Source organism: Cellulomonas sp. P2_F12, from assembly GCF_056403775.1.
Genome location: NZ_JBFUEV010000006.1, coordinates 51,968 through 68,112, shown reverse-complemented (window position 1 = coordinate 68,112; position 16,145 = coordinate 51,968). Strand labels below are relative to the sequence as shown.

The 16,145-nt window shown below is 73.3% G+C and carries 12 protein-coding genes; 8 read left to right on the top strand and 4 right to left on the bottom strand.

What is annotated here, in order from left to right:
* Positions 1–2: 2 nt before the first annotated feature.
* A complete protein-coding gene (locus AC1DWH_RS13955; protein ID WP_477094183.1) occupies positions 3–1,073 on the bottom strand; it encodes an NADH:flavin oxidoreductase/NADH oxidase in 1,071 nt (356 codons plus the stop codon).
* Between the two features lie 86 nt (positions 1,074–1,159).
* Here AC1DWH_RS13955 and AC1DWH_RS13950 point away from each other — a divergent pair, with 86 nt between their 5' ends.
* From AC1DWH_RS13950 to acs, 3 genes are all read left to right on the top strand, one after another.
* A complete protein-coding gene (locus tag AC1DWH_RS13950) occupies positions 1,160–1,996 on the top strand; it encodes a formate/nitrite transporter family protein (RefSeq protein ID WP_477094182.1) in 837 nt (278 codons plus the stop codon).
* 56 nt (positions 1,997–2,052) lie between these two features.
* Positions 2,053–3,201, top strand: a complete 1,149-nt coding sequence (locus tag AC1DWH_RS13945) for a hypothetical protein (RefSeq protein ID WP_477094181.1) — start codon at positions 2,053–2,055, stop codon at positions 3,199–3,201.
* A gap of 95 nt (positions 3,202–3,296) precedes the next feature.
* Complete coding sequence (gene acs / locus AC1DWH_RS13940; protein WP_477094180.1) at positions 3,297–5,288, top strand: acetate--CoA ligase; 1,992 nt, start codon at positions 3,297–3,299, stop codon at positions 5,286–5,288.
* Here acs and AC1DWH_RS13935 read toward each other — a convergent pair.
* Together AC1DWH_RS13935 and AC1DWH_RS13930 are read right to left on the bottom strand one after the other, a co-directional pair.
* Positions 5,242–6,105, bottom strand: coding sequence for a hypothetical protein (locus tag AC1DWH_RS13935; RefSeq protein WP_477094179.1), 864 nt, complete (start codon positions 6,103–6,105; stop codon positions 5,242–5,244). The two genes, acs and AC1DWH_RS13935, sit on opposite strands and share 47 nt — an antisense overlap.
* Positions 6,102–7,790 carry a bifunctional lysylphosphatidylglycerol flippase/synthetase MprF gene (locus AC1DWH_RS13930; protein WP_477094178.1) on the bottom strand — a complete coding sequence of 563 codons (1,689 nt, stop codon included), beginning with the start codon at positions 7,788–7,790 and terminating at the stop codon, positions 6,102–6,104. The genes AC1DWH_RS13935 and AC1DWH_RS13930 overlap by 4 nt, the downstream gene beginning before the upstream one ends.
* 84 nt (positions 7,791–7,874) lie before the next feature.
* Here AC1DWH_RS13930 and AC1DWH_RS13925 point away from each other — a divergent pair, with 84 nt between their 5' ends.
* Positions 7,875–9,014, top strand: a complete 1,140-nt coding sequence (locus AC1DWH_RS13925; protein WP_477094177.1) for an alpha/beta hydrolase — start codon at positions 7,875–7,877, stop codon at positions 9,012–9,014.
* A gap of 173 nt (positions 9,015–9,187) precedes the next feature.
* A complete protein-coding gene (locus AC1DWH_RS13920) occupies positions 9,188–10,612 on the top strand; it encodes a cellulase family glycosylhydrolase (RefSeq protein ID WP_477094176.1) in 1,425 nt (474 codons plus the stop codon).
* A 58-nt stretch (positions 10,613–10,670) separates the two neighbouring features.
* Here AC1DWH_RS13920 and AC1DWH_RS13915 read toward each other — a convergent pair whose 3' ends face one another.
* On the bottom strand, positions 10,671–11,891 hold the full coding sequence (locus AC1DWH_RS13915; RefSeq protein WP_477094175.1) for an NAD(P)-binding domain-containing protein: 1,221 nt from the start codon (positions 11,889–11,891) through the stop codon (positions 10,671–10,673).
* Between the two features lie 70 nt (positions 11,892–11,961).
* Here AC1DWH_RS13915 and mshD point away from each other — a divergent pair, with 70 nt between their 5' ends.
* From mshD to AC1DWH_RS13900, 3 genes are read left to right on the top strand one after another with little or no spacing between them, the layout of a single operon-like run.
* A complete protein-coding gene (mshD, locus tag AC1DWH_RS13910; RefSeq protein ID WP_477094174.1) occupies positions 11,962–12,933 on the top strand; it encodes a mycothiol synthase in 972 nt (323 codons plus the stop codon).
* Positions 12,930–15,170, top strand: coding sequence for an RNA degradosome polyphosphate kinase (locus tag AC1DWH_RS13905; protein WP_477094173.1), 2,241 nt, complete (start codon positions 12,930–12,932; stop codon positions 15,168–15,170). The genes mshD and AC1DWH_RS13905 overlap by 4 nt, the downstream gene beginning before the upstream one ends.
* Positions 15,167–16,144 carry an NUDIX hydrolase gene (locus AC1DWH_RS13900; protein ID WP_456845554.1) on the top strand — a complete coding sequence of 326 codons (978 nt, stop codon included), beginning with the start codon at positions 15,167–15,169 and terminating at the stop codon, positions 16,142–16,144. Before AC1DWH_RS13905 ends, AC1DWH_RS13900 begins: the two co-directional genes overlap by 4 nt.
* Position 16,145: the final 1 nt, after the last annotated feature.

The following is a 16,145-nucleotide window of genomic DNA, read 5'->3' as shown; positions in this document are numbered from 1 at the left end:
CCTCACGCCCACGTCGCGCGCGCGTACTGCGGCTGCCACGCCGCGTCGTCGGCGGCCCCCAGCTCGTGCGCCGCGCGCAGCGGCCAGAACGGGTCCCGCAGGCCCTCGCGGCCCAGCAGGATCGCGTCGGCGGACCCGTCGGCCAGCACCGCCTCGGCCTGGGCCGGGTCGGTCAGCAGGCCGACGGCCGCGACGGGGACGCCCGACGTCTCGCGGACCTCGCGGGCGGCCGGGACCTGGTAGCCGGGGCCGACGGGGATCGACGCGGGCGCGTTCCCGCCGGTCGAGACGTCGACCAGGTCGACGCCGTGGCCGCCCAGCTCCTTGGCCACCTGGGCGACCTCCTCGACGGTGAGCCCGCCCTCGACCCAGTCGGTCGCGGACAGCCGCACGAACAGCGGCTTCTCGTCGGGCCATGCGGCGCGGACGGCGTCGGCGGTCTCGATCAGCAGCCGCGCGCGGTTCTCCAGCGGGCCTCCGTACTGGTCGTCGCGGTCGTTGGACAGCGGCGAGAGGAACTGGTGCAGCAGGTAGCCGTGGGCGGCGTGCAGCTCGACCACGTCGAACCCGGCGTGGTCGGCGCGGCGCGCGGCCGCGGCGAACGCGGCGGGGATGGCGGCGATCTCGTCGAGCGTCAGCGCGCGGGGGTCGGCATAGCCGGGGAACGCCGTCGCGGACGGGCCGACGGTGGCCCACCCGCCCTGGTCGAGCGGCACCGAGCCGCGCCCGCCCGAGAACGGGGAGTACGTCGAGGCCTTGCGGCCCGCGTGCGCCAGCTGGACCCCGATCTTGGTGCCGCGCTCGTGCACGAAGTCGGTGATGCGGCGCCACTCCGCCACGTGCAGGTCGTGCCAGAGGCCGGTGTCCTCCGGGGAGATGCGGCCCTCGGGGACGACCGCGGTGGCCTCGGCGATGAGCAGGCCGAACCCGCCGGACGCCCGCGAGCCCAGGTGCACCAGGTGCCAGTCGTTGGGGCTGCCGTCGACGGCGGAGTACTGGCACATCGGGGCCAGCCAGGCGCGGTTGGCGAACGTGGTGCCCCGAAGGGTGAGCGGCGAGAAGAGAAGGGTCACGTGCGGTCGCAACCGCGCAGGGCCGTCGTCGATTCCCGGGCCCTTGGGCCCGCGTCCGCCCGGAGCACGCGGGGGACGATTGTCGCGTGCTGAGCATCCCGGACACCGTCGACGCCCACGCGGCCGCCGCCCGCCACAAGGTCGAGCTGACCGCCACCCCCGGCCTGTACCTGGTCCGCACCATGCTGGCCGGCGCCTACATCGGCATCGGCGTGCTGATCATGGCGACCGCCGGCGGGCCGCTCGCCGTCGCGGGCTCCCCGTTCACGCCGCTGGTGCAGGGGCTCGTCTTCGGCGTCGCGCTGACCATCGTGGTGGTCGCGGGGGCGGAGCTGGCGACCTCCGCGATGATGATCCTCACGCAGGGCGCGTTGCGTGGCGCGATCGGCTGGGCGCGGGCGGGGCTGACGCTGCTCGCGTGCCTCGTCGGCAACCTGCTCGGCGCCGTGGTGTTCGCGTTCCTCGTGCACGTCTCCGGCGTGCTCGCGCCCGGCACGCCCGGCGGCACGGTCCTGGCGGGGATGGTCGAGCACAAGGCCCACGAGACGTCGGTGCAGCTGTTCGTGCGCGGCATCCTCTGCAACCTGCTGGTGTGCCTCGCGATCTGGTGCGCGGCCCGGCTGCGCAGCGAGGGCGCACGCATCGCCGTCGTGTTCGCCTGCGTGATGGTGTTCATCACCTCCGGCTTCGAGCACGTGGTGGCCAACATGACGACGTTCTCGCTCGGTCTGTACGGCGGCCTGCCGGGCGCGACGATCGCCGAGATGGCGCGGAACATCACGTTCGTGGGCCTCGGGAACATCGTCGGCGGCGCCGTCCTGGTGGGTGCGGCGTACGCGTACGGCACCCGCCCCCGCGACGAGCCGGCGGAGCCCGCTGCGGCCGCGCTGCCCGGCGTCGAGGAGCCGCTGGCAATACGGTGACGGGAACAGCGACGCCGACCGGCGCCGCACCAGCGTCGCGAGCCACAGGAGCACGCATGAGCACCTCCGACCCGCACCGCCCCGGCGGTCCCGACGAGGCATCGCCTGCCGACGAGTCCGCCGCGTCGATCGAACCGAGCTTCCCGGCCGCCGACGACACCCCCGCCCACGAGGTCGCGCCGACCGTCGAGACCCTGGACCCGGCATCGCCGATCGAGCCCGTCGAGACCGCCGACGAGCCCGCACCCGCCGCCGAGAAGACCGCGCCCGTCGCCGAGACCAAGCCCGTCGTGGAGACGAAGCCCGTCCCGGAGAGCGCGCCGGTCGTCGAGACGTCGCCCGTCGTCGAGACCGCGCCCGCCATCGGGACCGCGCCTGTGGTCGAGCCCGTCGCGGCGACCGAGCCCGCGGCGGTCGAGCCGCCCGCCAGCACCGGCACGCTGCCGGTCACCACGCCGGTCGAGCCGGCCCCGGACACCGGCCGCCACGCGGTCGTCCGCCCCGTACCGGTCCCGCCCGACGAGCCCTCCCCGGCCGTCGCCGCGGCGACTCCCGCTGAACCCGGCGAGCCCGTCGTCCCCGTCGCCGCCTACGGAGCGGCCGCGGCAGCCGAGACACCGGTCGCCGCGCCGGTGCCGTACGCGATGGATCCCGCGCCGGAGGCCACGGTGCCGGTCGCCCCGCGGATGGAGGGTGAGGACGACCGCCTCTTCCCCGACCCCAACGCCCCGCGGTCGACATCGGTCGGCTCGCACATCCTCGGGGTGCTGGTCGGGCTGATCCTGGCCCCGATCGGCGTCGCCGTGCTGCTGCTCGGCGAGTCGCGGATCCTGGCGGCCCAGGTGGGCGGCTGGGACGCGTCGACCGAGGTGCTCGGCATCGTGCTGGTCTCGCTCGGCCTGCTGCTCCTCGGCTGCGTGCTGCTGCTCGCCCTCTGGACCGCCGCGGTCCCGATCACGGGCGGCGCGCTCCTCACCCTGGCCGGCGTCGTCTACCTGTACGTGCCGTCGATCGCGCGCGAGCAGACCCTCAACGTCCTCACGTCGTCGGGCTGGCGGCTCACGGTCACGCAGGTGACCGTCGCGGGGACGTCCGGCATGGTCCTGGCCGTCGGCTTCCTGCTCCTGCTCGCCGGCCTGGTGGCGGCGTCGGCCCGTCGTCGTGGCGTGCACCTCGGGGAGTTCCGCGAGCGCCACCGCGTCTGAGCAAGGAGAGTGGGGGCGCCGGGTGTCCGGCTAGAGTGCGGACCCGGACCTCCGGGTCCACCTGCACCGACGTCGCTGCACAGGAGGTGGTCCTCGTGACCGACCAGCCCCACGAGCCCGGTCTCGAGAACCTGCTCACGGAGGACCGACGGTTCCCGCCGAGCACCGAGTTCGCCGGCCAGGCCAACGCCCAGCAGGGCCTCTACGCGTGGGCCAACGCCGACCGCCCGAGCTTCTGGGCGGACCAGGCGCGCGAGCTGCTCAGCTGGGAGAAGCCGTTCGAGGAGGTCCTCGACTGGTCGAAGGCCCCGTTCGCGCGCTGGTTCGCCGACGGCACGCTGAACGCGGCCTACAACGCGGTCGACCGGCACGTCGAGGCCGGGAACGGCGAGCGCGTCGCCCTGCACTTCGAGGGCGAGGGCGGCGACACCCGCACGCTCACGTACGCGGACCTGCAGCGGGAGGTCTCCAAGGCCGCCAACGCGTTCACCGCGCTGGGCGTCCGGACCGGCGACCGCGTGGCCATCTACCTGCCGCTGATCCCCGAGGCCGTCGTCACCATGCTGGCGTGCGCACGCATCGGCGCCCCGCACTCGGTGGTGTTCGGCGGCTTCTCGGCCGAGGCCCTGAGCACCCGGATCAACGACGCCGAGGCCAAGCTGGTCGTCACGGCGGACGGCGGCTACCGCCGCGGGGCGGCCAGCGCGCTCAAGCCCGCGGTCGACGAGGCGCTGACCAAGGGGACGCCGTCGGTCGAGCACGTGCTCGTCGTGAAGCGCACCGGGCAGGACGTCGCGTGGGACGAGTCCGTCGACGTGTGGTGGTCGGACGTCGTCGACACCGCGAGCGACCAGCACACCCCCGTCGCGGTCGAGGCCGAGCACCCGCTGTTCATCCTGTACACGTCGGGCACCACCGGGAAGCCCAAGGGCATCTTCCACACCACCGGCGGCTACCTCACGCAGGCGGCGTACACGCACCGGAACGTCTTCGACCTCAAGCCCGAGACCGACGTCTACTGGTGCACGGCCGACATCGGCTGGATCACCGGCCACACGTACGTCGTCTACGGCCCGCTCATCAACGGCGCCACGCAGGTGATCTACGAGGGCACGCCCGACACCCCGCACCGCGGCCGGTGGTGGGAGATCATCCAGAAGTACAAGGTCTCCATCCTGTACACCGCGCCCACCGCGATCCGTACGTGCATGAAGTGGGGCGAGGAGATCCCGAACCAGTTCGACCTGTCCAGCCTGCGCGTGCTCGGGTCGGTGGGTGAGCCCATCAACCCCGAGGCGTGGATGTGGTACCGCCGGGTCATCGGCGGGGACAGCGCGCCCATCGTCGACACGTGGTGGCAGACCGAGACCGGCGCCATCATGATCAGCCCGCTGCCGGGGGTCACCGAGACCAAGCCGGGGTCGGCGCAGGTGCCGCTCCCGGGCATCGCGGCAGACGTCGTCGACGACGAGGCGCACTCCGTCCCGAACGGCCACGGCGGGTACCTCGTGCTCACCGAGCCGTGGCCGTCGATGCTTCGCGGCATCTGGGGCGACCCGGACCGCTACGTCGACACCTACTGGTCCCGGTTCCAGGGCCTGTACTTCGCCGGCGACGGCGCCAAGAAGGACGAGGACGGCGACATCTGGCTGCTCGGCCGCGTCGACGACGTGATGAACGTGTCGGGCCACCGGCTGTCCACCACGGAGATCGAGTCCGCGCTGGTCAGCCACCCGTGGGTGGCCGAGGCCGCGGTCGTCGGGGCCGCCGACGAGACCACCGGGCAGGCGGTCGTGGCGTTCGTGATCCTGCGCGGCGACGCGGGCGGCGGCGACCAGGACGCGGACGCCGTGCAGACCGAGCTGCGCAACCACGTGGCCAAGGAGATCGGCCCGATCGCGAAGCCGCGCCAGATCCTCGTCGTCGCCGAGCTCCCCAAGACGCGGTCCGGCAAGATCATGCGGCGACTGCTGCGCGACGTCGCGGAGAACCGTCAGGTCGGCGACGCCACCACGCTGGCGGACTCCTCGGTCATGGACCTCATCGCTCAGGGTCTGTCCGCGCCGGGAGCGAAGCAGGAGGACTAGCGACCCGCTCGTCTGCCGAGGCTTCGGCGGCGGCGTTGGCCGGGCTCAGCGCGAGAGCGATGCACCCGGCCAACGCCAGCACCGTGCCGACGAGGGCCGCGGCGACCCACCCGTCGCGGACCTTGTCGCCGAGCACGGCGATGCCGACCGCGCCGGGGATCACCACCTCGAGGACGGACACGATCGAGGCGGCCGTGCCGACCGAGCCACGCTCGAGCGCGCGCAGGTAGGACAGGGCGCCGGCGATCGCGCACAGCACGATCGCGATGGCGATCGGCTGGAAGATCGTCGCGAGGAAGCCCTCGCTCTCGGTCGCCGCGCGCGCGGCGATCGCGGCGCCGGAGTACCCCAGGCCGCCGATGACCCCGAGCAGAACCGGCGGACCGGTCTTGTAGAACGCCGCGGTGAGCACCACGAGCGCGGCCGACGCGGCGATCATGATCGCGACGAACCCGTCGGGCGGGGCCACCGCGGGCTCCTCGCCGCCGGACAGCGACACGAGCACGAGCGCGCCGACGACGACGATCACGGCGACCCGGTCGATCGGCCGCATCCGGGTGCCCAGCACGAACCGCGCGAGGATGACGACGACGACCAGCGACGACGCGATGATCGCCTGCACGACGAACAGCGGCAGGCTGTCGAGGGCCGCGAGCGACAGGACCCACGCGAGCACGTCGACGGCGAAGGCCGCGATGACCAGCGGCTGCGTGACGACGGCCAGGCCCGCGGCCCTGCGGGTGGCGACCGCCTGCATGATCGTGCTGACCCCGTACGCGATCGAGGAGATGACCGCCGCGAGGATCGCGACGATCACGTGGCAGCCCCGATGCTCCCGAGGAAGCGTCCGATCACGGGGATCTCGGTGACCCCCTCCGCGCCGGCCAGCACGAGGGCCTGGGTCGCCATGTACTCGACGGAGTCGAGCACGACGTAGCGCGGCACCCAGCCGGGGTCGAACTTCTCGTTGAACGTGCTGAGCGTGCCCATCTGGGTTCCCTGCGAGAGCCGCTGGAGGATCGGCCGGGTCAGGGAGTCGACCCGCGAGCCGGTCTCGGGATCACCCTCGAGCACCTCCCGCATCATCGCGAAGTTGAGCCCGAGGCCCCGCTCCCCGCGACCGGCCAGGTGGGCGATGGTGGCGACGATGTTGGCGTCGATCAGGCCGTTGGGCAGCCCCTCGGTGTCGGTGCGCCGGCGCATCACGTCGAGCGACCAGCCGCCGATCTCGGTCGCGGGGACCCACTGGCAGAAGGCGTCGACGCGACCGGACGGGTCGCGCGTGAGCGAGAGCATGAGGCCGGTGTCGTCCGGCTGGAACAGTCGGGAGAGGGTCATCGAGAAGCCGCGCTCGGCCTCGCCCTGCCGGGACTCGTCGCTCATGGCCTCGATCGCGGCGTGCAGCTCGGGCTCGATCGTTGACGGGTCGTGGAACGTCGTCGTGTAGCCCGCGCGCGCGACGCGGTTCACCGCCTGGCGCAGGGACTTGTGCGGGCGACCCTCGAGCGAGAACGTCGGGCAGTCGACGATGGCCTCGTCGCCCAGGTAGACGGTGCGCAGCCCGCTGGCCTCGTAGTCCGGCAGCCAGTCGGCGGCGGCGCCGATCACCGTGACGGACCAGCCGAAGTTGTCGGCGTAGTCGAGGAACTCGGCCCAGGCCAGCAGCCGCTCCTCGCGCGGGCCGATCGGGTCGGGCGAGACCAGGCAGACGCCCCCGCGCACGGAGTGGGCCACGACGGAGGACCCGGTGAAGAACCAGTCCTTGTCGTCGCGCAGGGCGAAGTAGTCGAGGGTGCCGCTGCCGTACCGCTGCACCACCGCCCGGGCCCGCTCGCGCTCGTCGTGGTGGTCCTGCGGGCTCAGCCGGTGCGGTCGGCGGGGGGACAGGAGCGACCAGAGCATGACGACGACGGACGCCATGATCAGCAGGTACGTCACCGCCGCCAGCACCCGACCGAGACGGTCGATCTGCGCGTCCGACGCATCCACCGCGACCGCCCAGACGGCCAGCCCGAAGACGAGCACGACGACGAAGACGACCGCCGCGACCAGCGAGGTGATCGCCCAGCGGACCGCATGACGCGTCGGCAGCACGGGGAACGCCTTGCCCTGCGCCGCGAGCCACACGGCCCCCGCGGCGACCACGGTCGCGGAGATGAGGTCGGGACCCTTCGCCAGGTGGAGCACCACCGAGAACCCGAGCGTGACGATCGTCGCGATCCAGGCGAGCCGGTGACCTCGCCGGAGGCCGCGGGCGGTCAGCAGGAGGACCACCGACACGAGCACGAGGGTCGGCCGGGCCGTGTGGACCACGAGGCCGGGGAGCAGGTCGCGGACCAGCCCGAGCCGCTGCCAGAGCGGGTGCACGGCCGCCGAGAGCAGCCCGAGGAACGCGATGACCAGCACGACCCGGGACGCGATCTCCCGAACCCGGCCCCGCCGCCTCTGCTCCTCGATGGCGGATCGCGCAGTGCGGGGCAGGAGCACGCTGCTGGCCGTCATCCGCCTAGTGTGCCCGTTCTGCCCCTCAGGGCCGAGGTGGTGCGACGCTGTCCCCCACAGCTGTCGGTCAGGAGGAGGGCGTCGATGGTCGTCGCGGAGGACCCCCCGGGGAGCACCTTGCCGCCCGCCGTCCTGCGCGCGCTCGGGGGCGGTGGGGACTGGATCAGCAGCTGGTGGTCGGTCGTGGTCCTCGCTCTGCTGGCCGCCGTGGTGGTCGTGTGGGCGGTCCGCCGGCGTCGCGGCGACCGGTGGTCGTGGCCGATGTGGACCTGCGCCGCGCTCGGCGTGCTGGCCGCGCTCGGCATCAGCGCGAACATCGTCGTCGGCTACGTCCCGAACGTGGCCGCCGTGCGCGTGACGCTGTCAAGCTGGGGCGTCTGGGACCCGCCCGCGCCCCTCGCGCACGGCCGGGCCGGGGAGGGCGGCCGCGACGAGGGCCGGGTGGAGGCGATCCACATCCCGGCGCCCGCGGCGGACAGGATGCCCAGCAGCAGCCTGACGTGGATCTACACACCGCCGGGCTACGCGGACTCGTCGGCCCGCCTGCCCGTCGTCTACCTGGTGCACGGCAGCCCGGGCACGGGCGGCGACTGGTTCGCGGCGGGGAACGTCCCGTCCGTCATGGACGTGCTGCTGGAGCACCACCTGGTCGAGCCGATGATCGTCGTCGGCATGGACGTCAACGGCACCGGCCCGTCCGCGGAGGACACCGAGTGCCTCGACTCGACGACGGGCGGCTCCCAGGTCGAGACCTACATCTCCGCCACCGTCATCCCGTGGGTCGACGCCCAGTACCGAACGCTCGCCGGCTGGCAGCACCGGGCCATCGGCGGCTTCTCGTCGGGCGGCTTCTGCGCCCTCGACCAGGGGTTGCGGCACCCGTCCTCGTACGGCGCGATCCTCGCGCTCGACACCACCGGGGACCCCGGCACGGGCGGGACCGCGATGCTGGCGACGAAGGCGCAGTGGCAGCAGCACGACGTGACCGCATACGCGTCGACCGTCCCGCTGCCCCACCAGGTCGCCGTGTTCGTCGACCTCGCCGGCGCGGACCACGGGCAGCCGCGCAAGGACAGCACCGCGATCGCGAAGACGCTGGAGGCCCGCGGGCAGGAGGTCCTGCTGCGCGTGGAGCCGCACCTGGGCCACACCTGGAACTTCGCGCGGGCGGCGATCCCGTACGGGCTGGTGTTCGCCTCGGCGCACATCGCCGCCACGTCCTGACGGCACCGGGGTGTGAAGCGTTTCGGGACATGGAGAGCGCCTGCCCGACCTGGTTGTGTGACGTCGCACCCGCCCGTCGGCCGGCCGGCGGAACGGCGGGTGGGTGCATCCACGCTGGTCGACCGCCCGCTGCGCGCTCGACGCCCCAGACACCCACGGAACGAGGAAGTCCCATGAGGTCCCGCAGATCCCTGCTGTCCGGCGCCGCCCTGGCCGCCGCCGTCGTCGCGCTCGGTGCGACGTCGCTGATGTCCACGGCCGCGCAGGCCGCCACGCCGCCCGGCCTGCACGTGTCCGGCACGCAGCTGGTCGAGAAGGACGGCACCCCGTTCGTCGCCCGCGGCGTCAGCCACGCGCACACCTGGTACACGTCCCAGACGGCGACGGCGATCCCCGCCATCCGCGCGGCCGGCGCCAACGCCCTGCGCGTCGTGCTCTCCGACGGCACGCGCTGGACCAAGAACGACGCCACCGACGTCGCGAACATCATCAGCCTGTGCAAGGCGAACAAGCTGATCTGCATGCTCGAGGACCACGACACCACCGGCTACGGCGAGGAGGGCGCCGCGGCGAGCCTCGACACGGCCGCGAACTACTGGATCTCGCTGGCCTCCGTGCTCAAGGGCCAGGAGGACTACGTCCAGATCAACATCGGCAACGAGCCCTTCGGCAACAACGACACCGCCAACACCAAGTGGGCGGGCGACACGTCCGCGGCGATCAAGAAGCTGCGCGCCGCCGGCCTGCACCACAACATCGTGGTCGACGCCCCGGCCTGGGGTCAGGACTGGAAGAACATCATGCGCGACAGCGCGGCGACCGTCGCCGCCGCCGATCCCGACGCCAACACCCTCTTCTCCATCCACATGTACGGCGTGTACACGACCGCCTCGTCGATCACGACGTACCTCGACGCGTTCAGGTCCGCGGGCCTGCCCCTGATCATCGGTGAGTTCGGCTACCGGTCCAGCAGCGCCGACGTCGACGACGCCACCGTCATGGCCGAGGCCGTCAAGCGGAACATCGGCTACTACGGCTGGTCGTGGTCGGGCAACACCGACCCCGTGCTCGACATGGTGCTCGGCTTCAACCCCACCACCCTGTCGCCGTGGGGCCAGAAGGTGCTCAACGGGGTCAACGGCATCAAGGCCACGGCCGTGACCGCGAAGATCTACGGCGGCGTGCAGCCCACCACCCCGGCGCCGACGACCCCCGCACCCACGACCCCGGCACCGACCACGCCCGCCCCGACGACCCCCGCGCCCACGACCCCCGCACCGACCACCCCGGCGCCGGGCAAGACGTGCACGGCGTCGCTCGTCGTGAGCAACGTGTGGCCCGGCGGCTACCAGGCGGCCGTGACCGTCAAGGCCGGCACCGCGATGATCAGCGGCTGGACGACCAGGTTCGCCCTGCCAGTCGGCGGATCCGTGCAGAGCGGCTGGTCCGGCACCTACGCCCAGTCCGGCACCACGGTGACCGTGTCGAACGCGGCCTGGAACGGGCTGCTCGGGTCCGGCGCGAGCACCACCTACGGCTTCGTGGGGAGCGGCACCGCGCCGAGCCCGACGGCCGCGGTGTCCTGCACCGCGGCCTGATCGACCGACGAAGGGCCGGGTCGTGGGGACCCGGCCCTTCGTCGTCCGCCGCGGGCCCTCAGCCCTCCCAGAAGCCCCGGAGGTTGCGGGCGGCCTCACGGCCGGCGCGGTTGGCGCCGACGGTCGAGGCGCTCGGGCCGTAGCCGACCAGCTGGATGCGGTGATCGGCCACCACCTGGGTGCCGTCCATGACGATGCCCCCGCCGGGCGCGCGCAGGCCGAGGGGAGCCAGGTGGTCCAGGGATGCCCGGAAGCCGGTGCACCACAGGAGCGTGCGCGCCTCGACGCGGGCCGGTCCGCCCACCCAGCCGTCGCCGGGCTCGTCGGGGGCGTCCCACTCGACGCCGTCGGAGGTGATCCGGTCGAACATGGGGCGGGCACGCAGGACGCCGGCGGTGATCCCGACACGGTACGCGGGGGTCAGCGGCAGCCCGGTGACGCTCACGATGCTCTGCGGCGGCAGCCCGGCCCGGGTGCGCTCGTCCACCTGGGCGACGGCGTCGCGGCCGACCTCGGGGGTGAACGCCTCGTCGCGCCACTGGGGCGGCCGGCGGGTGACCCAGGTGGTCGTCGTGACCCGCGCGAGCAGGAGGCTCAGCTGCACGGCCGAGGTGCCGCCGCCGATCACCACGACGTGCCCGTCGGCCAGGTCCTCGGGGAGCTGGAAGTCGTGGGAGTGCAGCTGCCGGCCACGGAAGCCGCCGCGGCCGGGGTAGGCGGGCCAGAACGGCTTCTGCCACGTGCCGGACGCGTTGATGAGCCCGCGCGCCCGCCACACGACGGCCTCGCCGGACCGCTCGACGCTGCGGGACCGCACCAGCAGACGGTCCCCGTCCGAATCCACGCGCTCGACGCGGACGGGCCGCTGGACGTGGAGCTCGAAGGCCTCCTCGTACTGCGCGAAGTAGTACGGGACCGCGAACGCGGCGGGCTCGTCCAGGTCGGGGACCAGCAGGGGCATGCCGGGCAGGTCGTGCACGCCGTGCGCGTCGGCCATCGTCAGGCCCGGCCAGCGGTGCTGCCAGGCACCCCCGGCCTGCGGGGCGTCGTCGAGCACCACGAACGTCGCGTCCGCGTGCTCCCAGTGCGGCTCCCCGACGGCGACGAGGCCGGCGCGGCGCAGGTGGTAGGCCGCGGACAGTCCGGCCTGCCCGGCGCCGACGACCACGACGGTGACGTCGACGGGGTCCTGGCCGGCTCCCGGTCGACGCGCTCGCCGGGACCGACGGGTGTCCGGGGTCCCGCCGGTGGCTGTCGGGGGGCTCGGGGAGGGGTCCATGGCCCGACCAACGTACCCGCTCACCCGGGAGGGGCCACGGGCCCGGCCGCTCGCGTGGTGGGATGGGCCCATGGTCGACGACGTGTCCGCGCAGGTCATCGTGAGTGCGACGGCCGGTCCGCTCACCGCGGCGACCGCCGACGCCGTCCGCGCCCTGGCCGAGCGGGCCACCGCGGCGGACGGGGTGGCGCCGCTGTCCGAGCAGCCGCTGCTGTGGCTGACCGAGCCGGAGGCCCCGGTGATCCACCTGCGCGCCGAGGGACCGGACGGCCTGGTCGGGTACGCGCAGCTCGACACGGGGTCGCAGTCGTCGGTCAAGGCCGAGCTCGTCGTGGACCCGGAGCACCGTCGGGCCGGCGTCGGGCGGGCGCTGCTGTCCCGCGCGCTCTCCGAGACCAGGACCGTCCGGGACCGGGAGCTGCGGGTCTGGGCGCACGGCGACCTGCCGCCGGCACGCGCGTTCGCCGACGACGCGGGGATGACCGTCGTCCGCGAGCTGCTGCAGATGCGCCTGGACCTCACGACGCGGACCACCGTGGCACCGGTCCTGCCGCCCGAGGTCCGGGTGCGCCCGTTCGTGCCGGGCCAGGACGAGGACGCGTGGCGGCGCGTGAACTCCCGCGCGTTCGCGCACCACCCGGAGCAGGGCCGGATGACGTCGGCGGACCTGCGCGCCCGGGAGGCGGAGCCGTGGTTCGACCCCGCCGGGTTCCTGCTGGCGGAGCGCGACGGGATCCTGCTCGGGTCGGTGTGGACCAAGGTGCACGAGGGCGGCGAGCACGGCGACGAGCCCGTCGGCGAGATCTACGTCGTCGGCGTCGACCCCGACGCGCAGGGCCTGGGGCTGGGGCGCGCCCTGACCGCGCTGGGCCTCGACCACCTGGCAGGACGGGGCCTGCGGACGGCGATCCTGTACACCGGCGCCGAGAACACGGTCGCGGTGCACACGTACGAGCGGGCGGGCTTCGTGCGGTCCGCGGTGGACGTGATGTTCGGTTCCGATACCAAGAGTTCACCTGCGGGTGTCACGATGGGCGTATGACGGACGCCCCCGCTATCGAACCGTCCCTGGCGGCTCACATCGCCGAGCACATGGCGCAGGCCGAGATCGACGAGCAGCCGATCGCCGACCTGGAGCCGTTGCCGGACGACCGGTTCCTCGACCGGGAGCTCTCGTGGCTCGCCTTCAACCAGCGTGTGCTGGAGCTGGCCGAGGACCGCGACATCCCGCTGCTCGAGCGCGTCCGCTTCCTGGCGATCTTCGCGTCCAACCTCGACGAGTTCTTCATGGTCCGCGTGGCCGGCCTCAAGCGCCGCATCGCCACCGGGATCGCCGTGACCGCCGCCTCGGGCCAGTCCCCGCGCCAGGTCCTCGAGAACATCAGCGAGGAGGCCCACCGGCTCATGGCCCGCCACGCGGCGGTGTTCGCGGAGCAGGTGCAGCCCGAGCTGGCCAACGAGGGGATCACGCTGGTCCGCTGGGACGAGCTGGGCGAGAGCGAGCAGGACCGCCTGCGCAAGTTCTTCCGCCGCCAGATCTTCCCGGTGCTGACCCCCCTGGCGGTGGACCCGGCGCACCCGTTCCCGTACATCTCCGGGCTCTCGCTGAACCTCGCGGTCGTGGTGACCAACCCGACCACGGGCAAGGAGCACTTCGCGCGCGTCAAGGTGCCGCCGCTGCTCCCCCGGTTCATCGCGGTCGACGCGTCGGGCCGGCCGAGCGCCCCCGACGTGCAGGCCGCGTCGCCCGAGAAGGGCCCGATGTCGTTCGTGCCCGTCGAGGACGTCATCTCCGAGCACCTCGAGCACCTGTTCCCCGGCATGGTCGTCCAGGAGCACCACACGTTCCGGGTCACCCGCAACGAGGACGTGGAGGTCGAGGAGGACGACGCCGAGAACCTCCTCAAGGCCATGGAGAAGGAGCTGCTGCGCCGCCGGTTCGGCCCGCCCGTGCGGCTCGAGATCGCCGACAGCATCAGCCCGCGCATCCGCCACCTGCTCATCCGCGAGCTCGGCATGGCGGAGGACGAGGTCTACCAGCTGCCGGCCCCGCTGGACGCGACCGGGCTCAACCTCATCGCGGACCTCGACCGTGCCTCGCTGCAGTTCCCGCGGTTCGTGGCCTCCACGGCCCGCCAGCTAGCCGAGGTGGAGAGCGCGACGCCGGCGGACATGTTCGCCAAGATCCGCGAGCGCGACATCCTGCTGCACCACCCGTACGACTCGTTCTCGACCTCGGTGCAGACCTTCCTGCAGCAGGCCGCGGCCGACCCGCAGGTGCTCGCCATCAAGCAGACCCTGTACCGGACGTCGGGCGACTCCCCCATCATCGACGCCCTGATCGACGCCGCCGAGGCCGGCAAGCAGGTGCTGGCGCTGGTCGAGATCAAGGCCCGTTTCGACGAGCAGAACAACATCTCGTGGGCCCGCAAGCTCGAGCAGGCCGGCGTCCACGTGGTCTACGGCATCGTCGGCCTCAAGACGCACTGCAAGCTGTCGCTGATCGTGCGCCAGGAGGGCGAGGGGCTGCGCCGCTACTGCCACATCGGCACCGGCAACTACAACCCGAAGACCGCGCGGCTGTACACGGACCTCGGCCTGCTGACCAGCGACCTCGAGGTGGGGCAGGACCTCACGCGGCTGTTCAACCAGCTGTCCGGGTACGCGCCGAAGTCCCGGTTCCACCGCCTGCTCGTCGCGCCCCGCTCCGTGCGTGCCGGCCTGATCGAGCGCATCGACCGGGAGGCGGCCGCCGCGCGCGACGGTCACCCGGCGTGGATCAAGATCAAGGTCAACTCCATGGTCGACGAGGCGACGATCGACGCGCTGTACCGGGCGTCGCGTGCCGGCGTCTCCGTCGACCTGGTCATCCGGGGCATCTGCGCGCTGCGCCCCGGGGTGCCGGGCCTGTCGGAGAACATCCGGGTGCGCTCGATCCTCGGGCGCTTCCTCGAGCACTCCCGGATCTTCGCGTTCGCTGCGTCGGACCCGCCCGAGGACGCGAGCTTCGAGGGCCCCGAGATCTACATCGGCTCGGCCGACCTCATGCACCGCAACCTCGACCGCCGCGTGGAGGCCCTGGTCCGGATCTCCGACGCGGAACAGGTCAGCGAGCTGGTGGAGCTGTTCGACGAGTCGATGGACGACGGCACCTCGTCGTGGCACCTCGAGCCGGACGGCTCGTGGGTCCGGCACCACCTCGGCCCCGACGGACCGCTGGCGGACCTGCAGGCCGTGCTGATCAACCGGCAGCGGCGTCGGCCCGGTACCGCTCGGTGAGCCCCACCCAGGCGCCGGCCGTCGTCGAGGCGGCCGGGGCCATCGTGTGGCGCGTGCGCCTGGGGCGGCTTCAGGTCGCCCTGGTCCACCGGCCTCGGTACGACGACTGGTCCTGGCCCAAGGGCAAGGTCGACCCCGGCGAGACGATCCTCGCCGCGGCGACGCGCGAGGTGGCCGAGGAGACGGGTCACGACGTGGTCCTGGGCGTCCCCCTGCCGGGCCTCGAGTACTCCCTGTCCGACGGCCGCCGCAAGCGGGTGCACTACTGGGCCGCGCAGGTGGCCGGCCGGCCGGACGCCGCCGCCCTGCGCGCCCGGCCCCCGGTGCCCCCGGCGTCGACCAAGGAGATCGACCAGCTGCGCTGGTTCGACGTCGGCACCGCGGCCAAGAGGCTCACGCGCGACGACGACCGGGAGCCGCTGGTCTCGCTGGTCGAGGCCTACGACAAGGGCCGGCTGGACACGCGGGCCCTCGTGGTCGCGCGGCACGGGACGGCCCGCCGCCGGTCGACCTGGAAGGGCACCGAGCTCGACCGCCCCCTGACGCCGGAGGGCCACCGGCAGTCCCGCGCCCTCATCTCAGTCCTGTCGACCTTCGGCGTCGGCCGCGTGGTCACCAGCGCGTGGGCCCGGTGCGTCACGACGGTCGAGCCCTACGCCGCCGCCGCGCAGGTCGCGCCCGAGATCTCGAGCATCCTGACGGAGGCGCAGCACTCGACGTCGCCCGCGCGGGTGGCCGCCGAGGTGCTGGGGCTGCTGCAGTCGGCCGGCGACGTCGTGGTCTGCACCCACCGTCCGGTGCTGCCGACCGTCGTCGACGTCCTCGCCCAGCACGCCACCCGTCAGGTCGCCGACGCGCTGCCCACCGCGGACCCGTTCCTGCACCCCGCGCAGGTGCTCGTCGCGCACGTGGCGCAGACGCCGAAGGGCCCTCGCGTCGTGGCGACCGAGACGCACCGCCCGCACGAGGACTGAC

Coding starts and splice junctions, on each gene's coding strand:
- AC1DWH_RS13945 (WP_477094181.1), top strand. CDS start 2,053: ATGAGCACCTCCGACCCGCACCGCCCCGGCGGTCCCGACGAGGCATCG.
- AC1DWH_RS13930 (WP_477094178.1), bottom strand. CDS start 7,790: ATGACGGCCAGCAGCGTGCTCCTGCCCCGCACTGCGCGATCCGCCATC.
- AC1DWH_RS13925 (WP_477094177.1), top strand. CDS start 7,875: ATGGTCGTCGCGGAGGACCCCCCGGGGAGCACCTTGCCGCCCGCCGTC.
- AC1DWH_RS13920 (WP_477094176.1), top strand. CDS start 9,188: ATGAGGTCCCGCAGATCCCTGCTGTCCGGCGCCGCCCTGGCCGCCGCC.
- AC1DWH_RS13915 (WP_477094175.1), bottom strand. CDS start 11,891: ATGGACCCCTCCCCGAGCCCCCCGACAGCCACCGGCGGGACCCCGGAC.
- mshD (WP_477094174.1), top strand. CDS start 11,962: ATGGTCGACGACGTGTCCGCGCAGGTCATCGTGAGTGCGACGGCCGGT.
- AC1DWH_RS13905 (WP_477094173.1), top strand. CDS start 12,930: ATGACGGACGCCCCCGCTATCGAACCGTCCCTGGCGGCTCACATCGCC.